The 15,716-nt window shown below is 64.0% G+C and carries 12 protein-coding genes, 1 tRNA gene and 1 pseudogene; 2 read left to right on the top strand and 12 right to left on the bottom strand.

Features of this window, described 5'->3' with window-relative positions; all coding sequences use genetic code 11:
* Nucleotides 1-11: 11 nt before the first annotated feature.
* Entirely contained in the window at nt 12-1,244 is a 1,233-nt protein-coding gene (locus tag A9995_RS12320) for a serine hydrolase (RefSeq protein WP_067613441.1), read from the bottom strand.
* Nucleotides 1,245-1,487: 243 nt separating this feature from the next.
* On the opposite strand from A9995_RS12320, the pseudogene A9995_RS12315 reads away from it, so the two are divergent.
* Nucleotides 1,488-3,234, top strand: a pseudogene (locus A9995_RS12315) (class I adenylate-forming enzyme family protein).
* A gap of 173 nt (nt 3,235-3,407) precedes the next feature.
* Here A9995_RS12315 and A9995_RS12310 read toward each other — a convergent pair.
* The 5 genes from A9995_RS12310 to otsB form a co-directional block, all read right to left on the bottom strand.
* The gene (locus A9995_RS12310) at nt 3,408-4,478 is read right to left on the bottom strand and encodes an acyl-CoA dehydrogenase family protein (protein WP_067613439.1); all 1,071 of its coding nucleotides are present in this window, start codon (nt 4,476-4,478) and stop codon (nt 3,408-3,410) included.
* Between the two features lie 18 nt (nt 4,479-4,496).
* Nucleotides 4,497-5,705, bottom strand: coding sequence for an acyl-CoA dehydrogenase family protein (locus A9995_RS12305; RefSeq protein ID WP_067613437.1), 1,209 nt, complete (start codon nt 5,703-5,705; stop codon nt 4,497-4,499).
* 167 nt (nt 5,706-5,872) lie between these two features.
* A complete protein-coding gene (locus tag A9995_RS12300) occupies nt 5,873-7,261 on the bottom strand; it encodes a trehalose-6-phosphate synthase (protein ID WP_067613435.1) in 1,389 nt (462 codons plus the stop codon).
* A complete protein-coding gene (locus A9995_RS12295) occupies nt 7,258-9,054 on the bottom strand; it encodes a glycoside hydrolase family 15 protein (protein WP_067613433.1) in 1,797 nt (598 codons plus the stop codon). The genes A9995_RS12300 and A9995_RS12295 overlap by 4 nt, the downstream gene beginning before the upstream one ends.
* A gap of 5 nt (nt 9,055-9,059) precedes the next feature.
* A complete protein-coding gene (gene otsB / locus A9995_RS12290; RefSeq protein ID WP_067613431.1) occupies nt 9,060-9,803 on the bottom strand; it encodes a trehalose-phosphatase in 744 nt (247 codons plus the stop codon).
* Nucleotides 9,804-9,958: 155 nt separating this feature from the next.
* Here otsB and A9995_RS12285 point away from each other — a divergent pair, with 155 nt between their 5' ends.
* Complete coding sequence (locus A9995_RS12285) at nt 9,959-10,312, top strand: DUF393 domain-containing protein (protein ID WP_082992700.1); 354 nt, start codon at nt 9,959-9,961, stop codon at nt 10,310-10,312.
* A 21-nt stretch (nt 10,313-10,333) separates the two neighbouring features.
* On the opposite strand, the gene A9995_RS12280 is transcribed toward A9995_RS12285, so the two are convergent.
* From A9995_RS12280 to aspS, 6 genes are all read right to left on the bottom strand, one after another.
* Nucleotides 10,334-10,410 (bottom strand) — tRNA-Met (locus A9995_RS12280).
* Between the two features lie 92 nt (nt 10,411-10,502).
* The gene (locus A9995_RS12275; RefSeq protein WP_233998203.1) at nt 10,503-11,012 is read right to left on the bottom strand and encodes a 2'-5' RNA ligase family protein; all 510 of its coding nucleotides are present in this window, start codon (nt 11,010-11,012) and stop codon (nt 10,503-10,505) included.
* An 8-nt stretch (nt 11,013-11,020) separates the two neighbouring features.
* A complete protein-coding gene (mltG, locus tag A9995_RS12270) occupies nt 11,021-11,992 on the bottom strand; it encodes an endolytic transglycosylase MltG (protein ID WP_067613427.1) in 972 nt (323 codons plus the stop codon).
* 1 nt (nt 11,993) lies between these two features.
* A complete protein-coding gene (fabF, locus tag A9995_RS12265) occupies nt 11,994-13,253 on the bottom strand; it encodes a beta-ketoacyl-ACP synthase II (protein WP_067613425.1) in 1,260 nt (419 codons plus the stop codon).
* 98 nt (nt 13,254-13,351) lie between these two features.
* On the bottom strand, nt 13,352-13,588 hold the full coding sequence (locus tag A9995_RS12260) for an acyl carrier protein (RefSeq protein ID WP_057883643.1): 237 nt from the start codon (nt 13,586-13,588) through the stop codon (nt 13,352-13,354).
* 169 nt (nt 13,589-13,757) lie between these two features.
* The gene (gene aspS, locus A9995_RS12255; RefSeq protein WP_067613423.1) at nt 13,758-15,575 is read right to left on the bottom strand and encodes an aspartate--tRNA ligase; all 1,818 of its coding nucleotides are present in this window, start codon (nt 15,573-15,575) and stop codon (nt 13,758-13,760) included.
* Between the last annotated feature and the right edge of the window lie 141 nt (nt 15,576-15,716).

Genomic DNA, 15,716 nt, shown 5'->3' with positions numbered 1-15,716 from the left:
GGTGCTCTCCTTTATGCGTAGCTGTCGGTGAGGGCCGAATAGATCAGGGTCTTGAGCTCTCGGCGGATGGGATAGGTCGATGAGGGGTAGAGCTGCGTCATGAAGACCATGGTGATCCGCTCTACCGGATCGACGAAGAAGGCGGTCGAATAGGCCCCGCCCCAGTAAAATTCGCCCTTGCTGGCAGGGATCAGCGTCTTCGCTGGATCCACCACCATCGCAAAGCCGAGCCCGAACCCGGTGCCGGCATTGTTGGCCTCGCTGAACAGGCTCTGGCTCATCTGGGTGAGATCCGCGCCGCCCGGCAAATGGTTCTCGGTCATCAGGTCGAGCGTCTTTGGGCTCACGATCCGCGCCCCGTCGAGTACGCCTCTGCCAAGCAACATCGAACAAAACCGGTGGTAGTCGGCAATCGAGCCGATCAGGCCGCCGCCGCCTGAATGAAACTTTGCAGGTTCGACAAGGCGGCTTTCGGAGCCCTTGTCGATCAGGCGCGGCGGCTTGCCGGGCCGGTAGCCATAGGCGTCGGCAAGGCGGTCCGCCTTGTCGGCAGGAACATCGAAGCCGGTATCCACCATGCCGAGCGGTTCGAAAATATGGCGCGCGAAATAGTCGCCAAGCGTCATGCCCGACAGGCGTTCGACGCAGACGCCGAGCACGTCGGTCGCAACCGAATAGTTCCACTGCGCGCCAGGCTCGAACTCCAGCGGAATACCCGCGAGCGCCGCGATATACTCGTCCGAACCGATCGTGTTGCGCGACATATCCAGCTTGGCTTCGCGGTAGGCGGCATCCACGCTGCTGCGGTTCTGGAACCCATAGGTGAGGCCCGACATATGGTTCATCAGATCGACGAAACGCATCGGTCTGCCAAGCGCCACCGGCGCGAATGGGACTGAACCGCCGCCACCGGCGTAGGCGCCCAGCCCGGCGAACTCGGGAAGCACGCTGGTGACCGGGTCGTCCAGCGCCACCTTGCACCGTTCGACCAGCTGCATGAAGGCGATCGAGGTGATCGGCTTGGTCATGCTGGCAATCCGGAACAGAGCATCCTCGCGCATCGCGGTGCCGTCGTCGCGCAAGGTTCCGCCATGCCCGTAGTGCACCGGCTGCCCTTCCCGCGCGACGAGGATTTGCGTGTTGCTGAGCCGCCCGGTGTCGAGATAGCGCTCTTTGAGAAACGCATCGATCCGCGCCAGCCGCGCCGCGTCGAACCCAAGATCCGACGGCCTACCCATCTCCATCACTCTGCTCCCCAATGCCCCGCCGGGGCCATACCTTTTGTTCTGGCGGTAACGATAGCGGTTTTTTCCGCCGTTTGAACCCTCGTACCTTGTTTTTAGGCGGGCTCGGTTTCCGGCTTGCACGCGGGCGACGCACCTGGCTAAACCGCGCCGATGGAATCGTGTCCAGGAGGCACGGAGAGGAGAGGACCCGATGCACGACGCTAGTTTCGTTTTCACCGGCGTGTGTGGGGTATTGTGATCATGCAAATCAGGACAGACGATCTCGCAGCAGCAATCGGATGGACCCCGCCGCCAGGCTGGCCCGCGCGCAGCCGTGGCGAATGCACGGCCATGCTGACCGCACCCGGCCAGCGTTTCGAGATGGATACCGCCGATATCGGGGGGGTGCCGACGCGGGTATGGAAGAATGCGCCGGCAAATTTGCGCGCCATTGCCCTGCATGGCCAGACGCATGGGGAACGCGAGTTCGCCATCTATGAAGGCGAGCGTGTCACCTATGATGCTTGGTTCCGCGCGGTCGCCAGGCTGGCGCATGAATTCGAGGCCTGCGGGATCGAGAAGGGCGACCGGATTGCGCTGGCGATGCGCAACCTTCCCGAATGGACGGTGGCGTTTTTCGCAGCGACCACCATCGGCGCGATCTGCGTACCGCTCAACGCCTGGTGGACCGGGCCCGAGCTCGCCTATGGGCTGACCGATTCCGGCACCAGCCTGCTGGTCTGCGACGAGGAGCGCTGGGAACGTATCGCACCCCATCGCGGCGAATGCCCCGAGCTGGGGACGGTGCTGGTTTCACGCTGCGAAGCAGAGCCGGAGGGGGCAAGACGGCTCGAAGCGATCATCGGTACTCCTCCGACCTATTCCGAGCTTCCCCCTGCGACGCTGCCCGAGGTCGACATCGCGCCCGACGACGATGCGACGATCTTCTACACCAGCGGCACCACCGGCAAGCCCAAGGGCGCGCTGGGCACGCACCGCAATTTGTGCACCAACGTCCTTTCCAGCGCCTTCAACGCCGCCTGCGCGGTGCTGCGTCGCGGCGAGCAATTGCCCGCCCCCCACCCCCAAGACGTCGCTGACGGTCATTCCGCTGTTCCACGTCACCGCCTGTTCGGCCGGGCTGATGGGCAGTATTGCCGCGGGCAACACGCTGATCTTCATGCTTCGCTGGGATCCCGTCGAGGCGTTCCGGATCATCGAGCGCGAACGGGTCCATGCCACCGGCGGGGTCCCGACCATCGCCTGGCAATTGATCGAGCATCCCGAGCGCAAGAACTACGACCTCTCCAGCCTCGAGACGATCGCCTACGGTGGCGCACCCGCGGCGCCCGAACTGGTGCGCAAGATCCGCGAGGTCTTCGGCGCGCTGCCCGGCAATGGCTGGGGCATGACCGAGACCATGGCGACCGTCACCGGTCATTCCAGCGAGGACTATCTCAACCGCCCCGACAGCTGCGGCCCTCCGGTCGCAGTCGCGGATCTCAGGATCATGAGCGAGGACGGTACGCGGGAAATGGCGGTGGGCGAGATCGGCGAATTGTGGGCCAGAGGCCCGATGGTGGTCAAAGGATACTGGCGCAATCCGGAGGCAACGGCCCAAACCTTCATCGACGGCTGGGTCCGGACCGGCGACCTCGCGCGGCTCGACGATGAGGGCTATTGCTATATCGCCGACCGGGCGAAGGACATGATCATCCGTGGTGGCGAGAACATCTATTCCTCCGAGGTCGAAAATGCCCTCTACGACCATCCGGCGGTAACGGACGCAGCATTGATCGGTCTGCCGCACAAGCAATTGGGCGAGGAACCGGCCGCCGTCGTGCATCTCGCCCCAGGCACCAGCGCCGACGAGGCGGAGCTGCAGCAATGGGTCGCCGCTCGCCTGGCAAAATTCAAGGTACCGGTTCGCATCGTGTTTTCCGCCGAGACGCTGCCGCGCAACGCCAATGGCAAGATCCTGAAGAAGGACCTGCTGGCGGTTTTCTGAGATGGCTGCGCGCCACCGGCAGGGAGACGGCACGCTTCGGAGAGAAGCGTCAGGCGATTATCCATGCGGCATCGCAATTGCTGTGTGACCCGCGCAGATGACCGGCCAGCGCGCGGGCCTGCACGCCGGCCGGTGTGCTCAGCCCTTCGGGATCACCGAACGGCTCCGACTACTCAATAGCCGCCGATGGTCGCGAAACGGTTCTTGAGGAAGGCCGTGCCGCCGAAGCTGGCTTCCAGCACGCGGGCGCGCTTGAGATACAAGCCGATATCGTAGTCGTCGGTCATGCCCATCCCGCCGTGCAACTGGACACCTTCGCGGCTGACGATGTTGAGGACGCGATTGGCTTCCGCTTTGGCGATGGTGGCGGCGCGCGCCACGCCGAACCCGCTGTCGAGCGCCTGGAGGCCGCCTTCGACCGCCGAACGCATCATCGTCAGATCCCCGAACAGATCGGCCATGCGGTGCTGCAGGGCCTGGAAGGTCGCCAGCACCTGGTTGAACTGCACGCGCTGCTTGAGGTAATCTAGGGTGACATCGAAGACGGCCTGCGCCATTCCGAGCATCTCGCTGGCTGTGAGGATCCGGGCCCGGTCGAGTACATCGTCGAGCAGGCTGTCGCCGCCACCTGCCAGTCGGTCCGCCGCAGCGCCATCGAACACTACCTCGGCGTGGCTGCGCTGGTCGGTCAGCTTGCGGGTCGAAAGCGAAACGGCCTCGCCCTTCTCAACCAGATAGAGCCCGTCGCTGGCCGCAACCACGAACAGGTCTGCGCCGTGGGCCTCGTGAACGAAGGCCTTAGTGCCCGACAGCTTCCCGCCAGACACCGTGGTTTCGAGCTTCGCCGGATCGTGCCTGGAGCCTTCGTCGACCGCGAGCGTGCCGATGATCTCGCCGCTGGCGAGCCCCGGCAGCCATTTGGCCTGCTGCTCGTCGCTGCCGCCCAGCAGGATAGCTGAGGCGGCGATGGTGCTGGCGACCAGCGGGCTGGCCGTTAGTGTCTTGCCCAATTCCTCGACCACCAGCCCGGCCGAAAGCCAGCCGAAATCCGAACCGCCATGGGCTTCGGGAATAACTACGCCGACCCAGCCCATTTCGGCCATGGTCGCGTAAGCCTTGCGATCGAAGGCCTCCTCTGCGCCGCCGGCGCGAACCTTGCGAAATTCGGTGACCGGACTTTCCTTGCTCGTCCACTCACGCGCCATGTCGCGCAGCATTTCCTGTTCTTCGTTGAGAACCGCCATATTCCTGTGCTCTCTTTCTTACTGGTGGTCGAGCATGCCAAGCACACGCTTGGCGATGATGTTGTTCTGGATCTCGGTCGAACCGCCGTAGATCGTGGTGGCCTTGCCGAACAGCCAGGCGCGCACGCCTCCCAGCTCGGCCTCGGAAAAGCCCTCGCCTTCCCAGCCCAGCCCCTGCAGGCCCATGATTTCGATCATGAGCTCGGCGCGTTCCTGCCCCAGCTTGGTGCCCAGCTTCTTGAGCACCGAACTGATCTCGGACACGCCGCCCGCCTTGCTCTCGTCGCTTGCGCGGCGCGCGGTGAGCAGGAAAGCCCCCCAGCGGATCTCGAAATCGGCAATCCGGTCGCGCAGGACCTTGTCGGCGATCTGGCCATCAGCATCGGTGTCGACATATTTCTTGGCGATATCGGCCAGGCTCGCACCCATCAGCCGGGCCATACTTCCGCCGCCCGATAGGTTGGTGCGCTCGTGCTGGAGCAGGCGCTTGCCGATGGTCCAGCCTTCGCCTTCCTTGCCGACCAGGTTGCCCTTGGGCACTTTCACATCGGTAAAGAAGGTTTCGCAGAACGGGCTCATGCCGCTGATCATCTGGATCGGGCGGACTTCGACGCCGGGCGCATCCATATCGATCAGCAGGAAGCTGATGCCCTTGTGCTTGTCGCTGCGATCGGTGCGCACGAGGCAGAAGGACTTGTCAGCCCATTGCCCGCCACTGGTCCAGGTCTTCTGTCCGTTGACGAGGTAGTGGTCGCCCTTGTCCTCCGCCATCATCTGCAGGTTCGCCAGATCGGACCCGGCGTTGGGTTCGCTATAGCCCTGGCACCAGCGGATTTCGCCGCGGGAGATCGGGGGAATGTGCGCAAGCTTCTGTTCTTCGCTGCCATATTCGAGCAGCGTCGGGCCGAACATCATCACACCCATGCCGCCGATCGGATTGAAAGCGCCGACCTTGGCCATTTCCTCGTTGAGGATAGCCGCCTGCTTGCGCGAGAGTCCGCCACCGCCGTATTCCTTAGGCCAGGTCGGGGTGCCCCAACCGCGCTCGCCCACCGCCTTGCGCCAGCCTTCCTGCGCCGGAGTTTCCTGATCGGGTCCCTCGACGGAGGCCAGCGCATTACCCTTGCCCTTGAGCTCCGGCGGGAAATGCTCGGCGAGGAACTGGACCACTTCTTCGCGGAACGCCTCCTCCCCGCTATGGCTGTCGATCTGTGGCTGGGTGGCCATGCCTGCTTCTCCTTTGCGTTACCGGCCTGCGGGCCGCGTGTCTAAAGCGGATACTGCCATCATTGTGCCAGTTGCGCTATTTCTTCCAGTTTGGCCGTACCCTTGCGAACCCGCGTAATCGGCCAGGCACATGTCATACTCCGGCATTGGCCACATCGTCCGGCTGCTCAGCCGAGCCCGGTATTTGCCAGATCGCTGACGAAATCGTCGGTCCATTGTTTGACATTGTCATCACGCACCGTGGCGATGGTCGCCTCGTAGCGGCGCTGGCGTTCGGCCAGCGGCATGTCGAGCGCGGTGCGGATGGCGTACGCCAGATCGTCGGGGCTGTGCGGATTGACGATCAGCGATTCTGGCATCTGCAGCGCCGCGCCCGCGAATTGCGAGAGGATCAGCACCCCCGGATCGAGCGGATCCTGCGCGGCGATGTATTCCTTCGCCACCAGGTTCATCCCGTCGCGCAAGGGTGTCACCAGCCCGATCTTGGCGGCACGGAAGAAACCGAACAATTCGGCATGGCTGTAGCCGCGGTTGACGTAGCGGATCGGGACCATGTCCACCTCGGAGCGCGCGCCGTTGATCTGGCCCGCCTTCTGCTCCAGCTCGGCACGGATCTGCCGGTAACTGTCGACATCCTCGCGGCTGGGGGGCGCTATCTGGATGAAGACGAGATCGCTGACGCGCTCGGGAAACTGATCGAAAAAGCGCGCGATCCCGTCGAGCCGTTCGGGCAATCCCTTCGAATAGTCGAGCCTGTCGACGCCGATCATCGCGGTCCGGCGCCTGGTCGAGGAAAGCAGCCGCTGGCCCGCCTGACGCGCATCGCCGGTCTCGCCCTCGGACTGGAAATGATCCCAGTCGATGCCGATCGGATAGGCGCGGGCATAGGTTGTCCAGCCATCCAGAGTGACGGCGCCGGTCTCCTCGTCGACTTCGGCACCCAGCTCTTCCGAGCAGTAATGCAGGAAGCTTTCGCGCCAGTCGACGGTCTGGAAGCCGACCAGATCATATTGCAACATCGTGCGCACCAGCCGCTCATGATAGGGCAGGGACACGAACAGCCGCGTCGGCGGCCAGGGGATGTGGAGGAAGAAGCCGATCCGGTTCTTGAGCCCGTGCGACCGCAGACGCTCGCCCAGCGGGATCAGATGGTAATCGTGGACCCAGACGAGGTCGTCTTCCTCGATCAGCGGGGCCACGCTATCGGCGAAGCGCTCGTTGACCCGCTCGTAGCCCTTGCCGGTCTCGCGCTCGTATTCGGTGAGATCGAGGCGGAAATGGAACAGTGGCCACAGCGTGGCATTCGCGTAGCCATTGTAATATTCGTCGATGTCCCGGTTCGACAGGTCGATCGTCGCGGTGGTCACGCCGTCGTGACTTTGCGTGGAAATCTCGTTGTCTTCGTCGTCGCTCTCTTCGCCCGACCAGCCGAACCAGATACCCTTGTGATCGCGGAGCGCCGAATTGAGCGCGCCGGCGAGCCCGCCCTGCGCGCCGGCAGCGCCGCGCGCCTTGGGTACCGCAACCCGGTTCGAGATGACGATGAGTTTGCCTATCGGACTTCACTCCACGGTTTGGACAACAGACCAGCGCAATTGATTACTCCTACGAGCGAGTAGGTCTGGGGGAAGTTCCCCCACAGCTCGCCGGTTTCGTAATCGAGGTCCTCGCTCAGCAGGCCCGAACGGGTCGTATGGCTGAGCATGGTCTCGAACAGCACCCGCGCCTCGGCATCGCGCCCGACCAGATGGAGGGCCTCGATCAGCCAGAAGGTGCAGACGTTGAAAGCGGTCTCGGGCGCGCCGAAATCGTCCTCGGCGGCATACCGCAGCATATGGTCGCCGCGCCGCAGATCGCGCTCGACCGCGGCGAAGGTGGCGAGGAACCGTTCGTTGTCCGGCGAGAGGAAACGCAATTCGACCATCTGCAGCAGGCTGGCGTCGAGATAGTCGCTCTCGAAGCTGGCGCCGTAGTGGCCGCCCTCCTCGCCGTTCTCAACCCAGGCGTCGCTTTCGATCCTGGCACGGATCGCATCGGCGCGCTGCTGCCAATGTTCGTAACGATCATGGCGTTTCAGTCGTTCGGCGACATTGGCGAGCCGGTCGCAGGCCGCCCAGCACATCACCGCCGAATAGGTGTGCACTTCCCGACGGGTGCGGAATTCCCACAGCCCTGCATCGGGCTGGTCGTGCATCGCCCAGGCCATCTCGCCCACCTGCTCGAGGCTTTCGAAATCGCGCTCGTCGGCCATCCGCAGCAGGCGACGGTCGAAGAAGCCCTGCACCGTCGGCAGGACGATCTGGCCATAGCAATCGTGCTGGACCTGCTTGAAGGCTGCGTTGCCGCTCCGCACAGGGCCCATCCCGCGATAACCCGCCAGCGCGGTTTCGTGGCCTTCGTTGAGTTCGCTCTGCCCCATCACCGAATAGAGCGGCTGGATGTGCCCGCCCTTCGCGCCGTCGATGATGTTGCGCAGATAGGCGAGATACTTTTCCAGCACATCGAGCGCGCCGAGCCGGTTCAGCGCCTGGACGGTATAATAGGAATCACGGATCCAGCAGAACCGGTAGTCCCAATTGCGCTCGCTGTTCGGCGCTTCGGGAACCGAAGTGGTCAGCGCAGCGACGATCGCACCGGTCTCCTCGTGCTGGCACAGTTTGAGCGCGATAGCGCAGCGGATTACCTCCTCCTGCCATTCCAGCGGGATGTGCAACCCGCGGGTCCAGTGCGTCCAGTATCGCTCGGTCAGCGCTTCCATCTGGCGGACTTCGGAACGCAAATTGCCCACGAAAGGCTCGTCGGGACCGAGGAAGAAATGCATGTCATGCTCAAGCCGGAAGGCGCGGCTCTCGAGCAGGTAACCGACCGGCGCATCGGTGCTCAGCCGCAGTGCCTGCGGTTCGACCAGGTAGCGGATGTGATTGGTGCCATTGGTGGTCTCGGCGCGGGTGCCGCCGTAATTTTTCATCGGCGATAGGTTCATCCGCAGCCGTGGCGTGCCTGCCACGGGGCGCAGGATGCGGGTGAAGGCCACCGGACGATACATCCGCCCCGAGCGCTCGAAGCGCGGGCAGAAATCGTGAATCTCGACCGCGCTGCCGTCTTCCGCCTCGAGCCGGGTGACCAGGATCGGCGTGTTGCGGCGGTAATGCTGCGTCGCGGAGACCTGCCCTTCGATCTCGAACCGCCAGACGCCCTGATCGCGCGCGTCACCATTGAGCAGCGAGCAGAACACCGGATCGCCATCCACGCGCGGTACGCAGCCCCAGGCGAAGGTGCCTTCGCTGTCGATCAGCGCGCTGACCTGACAATTGCCGATCGGCCAGAGTTCGAGGTTGGGTGTGTGCAAGGGTCCTACAACTCCAGCCAATTGTGCACTGCGTCAACGTCCGAAAGTCGGAAATTTGCGTGTGTTTCGCGTTGGTCGCCCACGAGAATGCCAAAGCCGCCCAATTCCGCGCAGGCCACAAAGCCGTCCTCGTCGGTAACATCGTCGCCCAGAAACACCGCTCTCGCGCCAGCGAACGGCGTCTGCGCCATGAAAGCGCGCACTGCCCCGCCCTTGTCCGCGCCCGGCTGCACCAGCTCGACGACGCATTTGCCGGCCTTGACCGCCAGCCCCTCGCGGCTGGCGACGGCGCGCATGAAAGACTCGGCATACTGGCCGGCTTCGGGCCGTGTGCGATAATGCAGCGCGCAGCCATGCGTCTTGGTTTCGAAGTTCAAGCCGTGAGACCGGGCGTAGGTCTCGACCTCAGCGATGGTCCCACCCTCGAGGCCGCGCGGTGCGCCGCCCAGCACGGAGTCATCGGACCAGCGCCGGTCCGCTCCGTGCGAGCCTGCGCGCGCCACACAGACTGCACCGAGATGCGATCCCAGATCGTCGAGCGCGCGCCCGCTGACGAGCGCGAGCCGCCCTGCCAGACGATCGGCGAGACGCTCGATCCTGCGACCAAGGCCCTCGGGCACATGGATCGCATCGGGACGCGGCGCAATCGCCACCAGCGTCCCGTCGAAATCAAGAAACAGCGCCACCGGCCCGGCGGCAAGCAGCTCTGCGAGAGACGGCGGCGACAAAAGCGGAGCGGTTCGGCCCATGGCGCGCGGCAATAGGGCCTGACGCCCACAGGTCAAACCCCGATCTTGCCCACTGTGGGGGAGGCTGGCGATTTGGCGAAAGGTGGTAGCGGAGGAGGGACTCGAACCCCCGACACGCAACTTTAAATCAGGCTACATCTTACCATATTCCACAGATGCACACGGCAGTCACAGTCTGGTTCGATGGCGCATGCCCTCTATGCCGCAAAGAGATCGCGGTCATGCGACGTCTCGATCAGCGAAACGCTATCGAATTTGTTGATATTGCCCATGATGCCCCAATCGATTGCCCAATTGATCGCGGTGAGCTTCTTGCCCGGTTTCATGCCCAGGAGGACGGCAAGGTCCTGTCGGGAGCTGCAGCCTTTGCTGCGATGTGGCGCGTTATTCCCATCCTTAGGCCGATCGGCCTCTTGGCGCGCATCCCCGCAGTCCTGTGGTTCCTGGAGCGCGCATACAGGATATTTCTGCGCCATCGCCCGAAGCTGCAACGCCTACTGGCGCCCTAGTCCGTCTTATCGGTGGAAAAGTGGTAGCGGAGGAGGGACTCGAACCCCCGACACGCGGATTATGATTCCGCTGCTCTAACCAGCTGAGCTACTCCGCCCCAAGGGCACTGCACGGCGGCCAGAATGGCTCACGACAGCTTCCCGTTTGCGCGGGAACAGGCGGCGCATTTAGGGCCGGGTCGCAATGCGGTCAACCGCGAAAGGCGAAGCGCCGCACGAACTCCCACGGGCCGCCAAGATAACGATGCAGCGCCAGCCCCGGAAACTCGAAATCGCGCGGCTCGAACGTTCCGGCGAGCAAGGCCCGCAACGCCTTGGCTTCCTTGGGTGCAACCTTGTTCTGGATCGTGACATGCAACCGCGGCCGGTGCTGGTCCTGCGCCGTAAGCAGACCGTGGAGATGCTCGGCGATGGCGTCGCGCAGATCGAGGATGCCGGGGCTCGCCAGCCGGAGCGCGGTGCCGCTGCCCAGCGGCATCAGACCTTCGAGACGCGCACGGATCGGTGCGATGCTGCCCACTTCGCGCGCCAGCAGGCGACGCAATTCTTCCTCGCATTGCGGCGGGATCGCGTGGAACAGCGTGACGTGCGCCTCGAGATGATTGCGCTCGGGCGGGAAATGCGCGGTCCGCAGATCGGTGGCCCAGCGATGCAGCTCGGGCGGCAGTTCGGCCGTCAGGATAAGCGCCCCGTCCGACACCGCCGACGCTACATCTCGCCGCGTTCGCGCCGCAGTGCGAACCATTTCTGGACGTTGCGATTGTGCTCGGCCAGCGTCTCGCCAAAGGCATGTCCACCGGTCCCGTCCGCTACCATGTAGCGGGCATCGGTGGCCTCGGGGTCGAGCACCGCGGCAATCGCCTCGCGCCCCGGATTGGTGATCGGGCCCTTGGGCAGACCGGTCATCGAATAGGTGTTGTAGTCGTTCACATCCGCAATCTCCGACTGGCGGATGCGCCGACCGAGCGGCTTGCCGCGCGTGATCGGATAGATGATCGTCGGATCGGCCTGGAGCATCATCCCGTCCTTGATCCGGTTGGAATAGAGCCCCGCGACCATGCGCCGCTCGCGGGCGACCCCAGTTTCCTTCTCGACGATCGAGGCGAGGATCACCGCGTCGCGGATATTGTCCACCGCGATATCGGGTTTGCGGCGCGGCCAGGCTTCGGCGAGATAATTCTGCATCGCCGCCTGCATCCGCGCCAGTACCGCCGCCCGTTCCTCGCCGCGTTCGAAATCATAGCTGTCGGGCAGCACCGAGCCTTCGACCGGGACCGGGATTTCACCCTGCAGCAGCGGTTCCGCCATCAGCCTTTCATGGACGATGATCGAGGGCGTGCCTTCGGGGATCGTGATCATCCGCCGGATCGGCTGCGAGTGCTGAAGCGTGTCGAGCAACTTAGCCTGGCTGGCACCGGCGGGAAGCAGGAACTCGCCCGCCTGCACGGGATCGGAGGAGCCCAGGATCTTTGCGCGCAGCAGGAAGGAATCGGCCGCGGCGATGACGCCGTCTTCCTCCAGCTTGTACGCCACCGAGGTCAGCGTCGCGCCCGAGGGAACGATGAAAGCCGAGTCCTCTTCGAGCTCGGCGCTGGAATACCAGCCGCTCGCAAACCAGATCGCGGCGAGCGCGACCAGGAGAGCGAGCCCGGCCGCGGCGATGCAGCCGATGCGTTTCATGTCAGTCGACCTTTTGCATGATCAGGCTGGCATTGGTGCCACCGAAACCGAAGCTGTTGTTGAGCACCGCGCGGACTTCGCGCTGCTTCGCCACCAGCGGCACCAGATCGACACCCTCGGTGCCCTCATCCGGATTGTGGAGGTTGAGCGTGGGGGGGACGATCTGGTCGCGAATCGCCAACAGGCAGAAGATCGCCTCGACCGCACCCGCGCCGCCGAGCAGGTGCCCAATCGCCGATTTGGTGCTCGACATCGAGGCGCCGCCAAGATCCTTGCCGAAGACGCGCATCGCGGCGGCCAGTTCGATGGTGTCGGCCATCGTCGAGGTGCCATGCGCGTTAATGTAGTCGATATCGCTGGTGTCGAGCCCGGCCTTCTTCAGCGCCATCCGCATCGCCAGCTCGGCGCCCTTGCCTTCCGGGTGCGGCGCGGTGACGTGATAGGCATCGCCCGAGAGGCCATAGCCGGTCACTTCGCCATAGATCTTGGCGCCGCGCGCCTTGGCGCGCTCGTATTCCTCGAGCACGACCACGCCAGCGCCCTCGCCCATGACGAAACCGTCGCGGTCGCGGTCATAGGGGCGGCTGGCTTCGGTGGGGCGGTCGTTCATGCTCATGTTGAGAGCGCGCGCCTGTGCAAAACCGGCGATACCAAGCGGGTTGATCGTGCCTTCCGCCCCGCCCGCCAGCATCACATCGGCATCGTCGTCGCGGATCATCCGCGCCGCATCGCCGATCGAATGTGCGCCGGTGGAGCAGGCGGTGACGACCGAATGGTTGGGGCCCATGAAGCCGTATTTGATCTGCACCTGCCCGGTGATCAGATTGATCAGCCGACCGTGGACGAAATGCGGGCTGACCCGGCCGGGCCCGCGCTCGTGCAGATTGATCGATTCCTTCTCGATGCCCGGCAGACCGCCGATCCCCGAGCCGATCGAACAGCCGGTGCGCAGTTTCTCTTCTTCCGACATGTCGGTGAGACCGGCGTCTTCGAGCGCCTGGCCTGCGGCGTCGATGCCGAAAATGATGAAGGGATCGACCTGGCGCTGGATCTTGGGATCGACGCGGCGGTCGGGATCGAAGCCCCAGGCGTGGTCTTTTGGCTTCACCTCGCAGGCGATCTGGCACTTGTAGCCCGATGCATCGAAATGGGTAATCGGGCCAGCGCCGCTCTCACCCGCCAGAATGTTCTTCCAGACCGTCTCGACATCGCTCCCCAAGGGAGTGACCAGACCAAGCCCTGTTACGACCACTCGACGCATGTGTGTCTCCGAAAAATGCAACAGGCCCGGCCCGCTACCGGGTCGGGCCTGTCCGGTCCCGCTCGCTCAGTCGCGGCGGGTTGAGCAGATGGGCCCGATCAGCCCTTGTGCTCTTCGATATACTTGGTGGCGTCGCCGACGGTGGCGATCTTCTCGGCCGCGTCGTCGGGGATTTCCACACCGAACTCTTCTTCGAACGCCATGACCAGCTCGACGATGTCGAGACTGTCTGCACCCAGATCGTCGATGAAGCTGGCTTCCTGGGTGACCTTGTCGGCCTCGACACCGAGATGCTCGACAACAATCTTCTGCACGCGGTCGGCAGTATCGCTCATAATATTCCCTCTTGGGTTGGGGTTACCGAATTGTCTGTCGCCCTAATGAACGCGGCGGGGGAGCGCAAGAGGCTGGCTTGGCCCATCCGAACCCGGCTGCCGTAGCGGCCGCCTCGAGATCGTGCTGTGTTACCAGCGTGGCTGTCGCTCGTGACCTTCCCCCGGCGGTTCACGCGCCGATATTGTCGGTGCGGACCTTCTTGGCTTCGTCGGCCTGCGGCGGCTCGATGGTGCGGATGCTGAGCTCGCGCAGCTGTTTCGCGCTGACCACCGAGGGGGCCCCCATCATCAGGTCCTGCGCGCGCTGGTTCATCGGGAAGGCGATCACCTCGCGGATATTGGGTTCGTCGGCGAGCAGCATCACGATCCGGTCGATCCCCGGCGCCGATCCGCCATGCGGCGGGGCGCCCAGCTTGAATGCCTCGATCATGCCAGAGAAGTTGGCATCGACCTCGGCCTGCGAGTAACCGGCGATTTCGAACGCCTTATACATGATCTCGGGCTTGTGGTTCCGAATCGCGCCCGAGCTCAATTCGTAGCCATTGCAGACGATGTCGTATTGCCAAGCGAGGATATCGAGCGGGTCTTTGCTCTCCAGCGCCTCCATCTCGCCCTGCGGCATCGAGAACGGGTTGTGGCTGAAATCGACGCGCTTCAATTCCTCGTCATATTCGAACATCGGGAAATCGACGATCCAGCAGAATTTGAAGCAATACTGCTCGATCAGCCCGAGCTCTTCGGCGACGCGGGTGCGAGCGGCGCCGGCCAGCTTGGCGGCGTCCTTTTCCTTGCCGGCGGAGAAGAACAGCCCGTCGTTCTCGCCAAGGCCGAGCTCGTCATAGAGCTTCTGCATGTTCTCGGGGCCGTGGTTCTTGGCGATCGGACCGCCGAACTCGCCGCCCTTGCGGGTGACATAGCCCAGGCCGGCAAAGCCTTCGCGGCGCGCCCAGTCGTTCATCTCGTCGAAGAACTTGCGGCTCTTCTCATGGGTGTCGGGCGCAGGGATCACCCGCACCCGTCCGCCGCCGCCGACGATCTTCTCGAACAACCCGAAGCCCGAGGTGTGGAAATGATTCGTGACGTCGGAAATGGTCAGCGGGTTGCGCAGATCGGGCTTGTCCGAACCGTATTTGAGCAGCGCCTCGGCATAGGGAATGCGCGGGAACTCGCCTGCCGGGGTCACGCTTTTGCCGCCCGAGAACTCCTCGAACACGCCTGCCAGCACCGGCTCGATCGTCTGGAAGACATCTTCCTGGGTAACGAAGCTCATCTCGAAATCGAGCTGGTAGAATTCGGGCGCGCGATCGGCGCGCAAATCCTCGTCGCGGAAGCAGGGCGCGATCTGGAAGTAGCGGTCGAAGCCCGAGACCATCAGCAGCTGCTTGAACATCTGCGGCGCCTGCGGGAGCGCGTAGAAGCGTCCGGGATGCAGGCGGCTGGGGACCAGATAGTCGCGCGCGCCCTCGGGGCTGGAAGCACCCAGGATCGGTGTCTGGAACTCGGAGAAGCCCTGGTCGATCATCCGCCCGCGCAGGCTGGTGATGACCCGGTTGCGCAGCATGATGTTGGCGTGAACGCGCTCGCGGCGCAGATCGATGAAGCGGTATTTGAGGCGGATATCCTCGGGATACTCCTGCTCGCCCGCGACCGGCAGCGGCAGTTCGGCGGCGCGGCTCTGCACCGTCGCCGAACGCGCATAGACCTCGATCGCCCCGGTCGGCAGGTTGGCATTAACCGTTCCCTCGGTGCGCGCCTTAACCGTGCCGTCGATGGTCACGACCGATTCCAGCTTGAGCCCGTCGAGCAGCGCCAGCGCCTCGCTGTCTTCGTCGGCGACGATCTGGGTCATCCCGTAGTGATCCCGCAGATCGACGAACAGCACCCCGCCGTGATCGCGCTTCTTGTGCACCCAGCCCGACAGGCGCACGGTGTCGCCGACCTGCTCCTTGGTGAGCGCGGCGCAGGTGTGGGTACGATAGGCGTGCATCTGGAAGTCTTTCACATTTGGGCTGTAAGGCGCTAGGGGCGTCCATCGATTGGGCGTGGCGCGCTCCTTAGCAGGAAACGCGCGCGCTAACAGGGCATGACCCCAGCTTTGTCAAGGCGAGCGGTCGGCCGGGGGCGGTAC

Origin of the sequence: Erythrobacter sp. QSSC1-22B, assembly GCF_001678665.1 — a bacterium.
In the GTDB taxonomy this organism is placed as follows: domain Bacteria; phylum Pseudomonadota; class Alphaproteobacteria; order Sphingomonadales; family Sphingomonadaceae; genus Qipengyuania.
The sequence above is the reverse complement of the archived record's forward strand: the minus strand, read 5'-3'. Positions and strand labels throughout refer to the sequence as shown.

What these genes read in the sequence shown, in the direction of transcription:
- fabF (WP_067613425.1), bottom strand. Translation starts at nt 13,253, where the DNA reads ATGCGTCGAGTGGTCGTAACAGGGCTTGGTCTGGTCACTCCCTTGGGG.
- mltG (WP_067613427.1), bottom strand. Translation starts at nt 11,992, where the DNA reads ATGAAACGCATCGGCTGCATCGCCGCGGCCGGGCTCGCTCTCCTGGTC.
- A9995_RS12285 (WP_082992700.1), top strand. Translation starts at nt 9,959, where the DNA reads ATGCACACGGCAGTCACAGTCTGGTTCGATGGCGCATGCCCTCTATGC.
- A9995_RS12320 (WP_067613441.1), bottom strand. Translation starts at nt 1,244, where the DNA reads ATGGAGATGGGTAGGCCGTCGGATCTTGGGTTCGACGCGGCGCGGCTG.
- A9995_RS12310 (WP_067613439.1), bottom strand. Translation starts at nt 4,478, where the DNA reads ATGGCGGTTCTCAACGAAGAACAGGAAATGCTGCGCGACATGGCGCGT.
- A9995_RS12305 (WP_067613437.1), bottom strand. Translation starts at nt 5,705, where the DNA reads ATGGCCACCCAGCCACAGATCGACAGCCATAGCGGGGAGGAGGCGTTC.
- otsB (WP_067613431.1), bottom strand. Translation starts at nt 9,803, where the DNA reads ATGGGCCGAACCGCTCCGCTTTTGTCGCCGCCGTCTCTCGCAGAGCTG.
- aspS (WP_067613423.1), bottom strand. Translation starts at nt 15,575, where the DNA reads ATGCACGCCTATCGTACCCACACCTGCGCCGCGCTCACCAAGGAGCAG.
- A9995_RS12260 (WP_057883643.1), bottom strand. Translation starts at nt 13,588, where the DNA reads ATGAGCGATACTGCCGACCGCGTGCAGAAGATTGTTGTCGAGCATCTC.